Origin of the sequence: Tomitella biformata AHU 1821 (genome assembly GCF_000524475.1) — a bacterium.
GTDB classification, from domain to species: Bacteria; Actinomycetota; Actinomycetes; order Mycobacteriales; family Mycobacteriaceae; genus Tomitella; species Tomitella biformata.
On record NZ_BAVQ01000032.1, the window covers coordinates 1 to 2,022 of the forward strand.

At 54.8% G+C, this 2,022-nt stretch carries 2 rRNA genes; both read right to left on the reverse strand.

The annotated features are described in order from the left end of the window. Nucleotides 1-2: 2 nt before the first annotated feature. Nucleotides 3-119 (reverse strand): 5S ribosomal RNA (rrf, locus tag TBIF_RS11385). Between the two features lie 66 nt (nt 120-185). Then, a 23S ribosomal RNA gene (locus TBIF_RS11390) occupies nt 186-2,022 on the reverse strand; the annotation flags it as partial.

The window sequence follows — 2,022 nt, forward strand, 5'->3', positions numbered from 1 at the left end:
ATGTACGGCAGTGACCTACTCTCCCACACCGTAACCAGTGCAGTACCATCGGCGCAACAGGGCTTAGCTTCCGGGTTCGGAATGGGACCGGGCGTTTCCCCCACGCTATAACCACCGTAACTCTACGAAACACACACATTAGTAATGTGTTGTCTCAGATACCAGACAGTGGACGCGTCATCAATATAAGTAAGCTCTCGGCCTATTAGTACCAGTCACCTCAACACCCCTTACAGGGCTTCCAATTCTGGCCTATCAACCCGGTAGTCTGCCGGGGGCCTTACCCACCCCAAAGGGTGAAAAGAAACCTCATCTTGGAACAGGCTTCCCGCTTAGATGCTTTCAGCGGTTATCCCTTCCGAACGTAGCCAACCAGCAATGCCCCTGGCGGAACAACTGGCACACCAGAGGTTCGTCCGTCCCGGTCCTCTCGTACTAGGGACAGCCTTCCTCAAGTTTCTTACGCGCGCGGCGGATAGAGACCGAACTGTCTCACGACGTTCTAAACCCAGCTCGCGTGCCGCTTTAATGGGCGAACAGCCCAACCCTTGGGACCTACTCCAGCCCCAGGATGCGACGAGCCGACATCGAGGTGCCAAACCATCCCGTCGATATGGACTCTTGGGGAAGATCAGCCTGTTATCCCCGGGGTACCTTTTATCCGTTGAGCGACACCGCTTCCACTTGCCGGTGCCGGATCACTAGTCCCGACTTTCGTCCCTGCTCGACCTGTCAGTCTCACAGTCAAGCTCCCTTGTGCACTTGCACTCAACACCTGATTGCCAACCAGGCTGAGGGAACCTTTGGGCGCCTCCGTTACATTTTAGGAGGCAACCGCCCCAGTTAAACTACCCACCAGGCACTGTCCCTGAACCAGATCATGGTCCGAGGTTAGAAGTTCAATACGATCAGAGTGGTATTTCAACAACGACTCCACGACAACTAGCGCCACCGCTTCACAGTCTCCCACCTATCCTACACAAACCGAACCGAACACCAATACCAAGCTATAGTGAAGGTCCCGGGGTCTTTTCGTCCTGCCGCGCGTAACGAGCATCTTTACTCGTAATGCAATTTCGCCGAGCCTGTGGTTGAGACAGCAGAGAAGTCGTTACGCCATTCGTGCAGGTCGGAACTTACCCGACAAGGAATTTCGCTACCTTAGGATGGTTATAGTTACCACCGCCGTTTACTGGGGCTTAAATTCTCAGCGTCGCTCCGAAGAGCTAACCGGTCCTCTTAACCTTCCAGCACCGGGCAGGCGTCAGTCCGTATACATCGTCTTACGACTTCGCACGGACCTGTGTTTTTAGTAAACAGTCGCTTCTCTCTGGTCTCTGCGACCACAACCAGCTCAAGACGTAAAGTCCGTCACCAGCCATGGTCCCCCTTCTCCCGAAGTTACGGGGGTAATTTGCCGAGTTCCTTAACCACAGTTATCTCGATCGCCTTAGTATTCTCTACCTGATCACCTGTGTCGGTTTGGGGTACGGGCCATGACACCACTCGCTAGAGGCTTTTCTCGGCAGCATAGGATCATGGAATTCGCCTCAACGGCTACGCATCACCTCTCAGGCTTATATGAATGGCGGATTTGCCTACCACTCGCCCTACAGGCTTACACCAGTACTACCACTCACTGGCCCCACTACCTTCCTGCGTCACCCCATCGCTTGACTACTACCAGATCAGGTCCCATGCATCCCCCACCCACACACCCGAAGGCGTTTAAGGTGGCTTCAGGATGGTTAGTATCACTGATTCGCCATTGGCGCGATATCACGGGTACGGGAATATCAACCCGTTGTCCATCGACTACGCCTGTCGGCCTCGCCTTAGGTCCCGACTAACCCTGGGCGGATTAACCTAGCCCAGGAACCCTTGATCATCCGGCGGACGAGTTTCTCACTCGTCTTTCGCTACTCATGCCTGCATTCTCACTCGTGCAGCCTCCACGCCTGGATCACTCCGACGCTTCCCTGGCTGCACGACGCTCCCCTACCCACCCACACCACTACACAA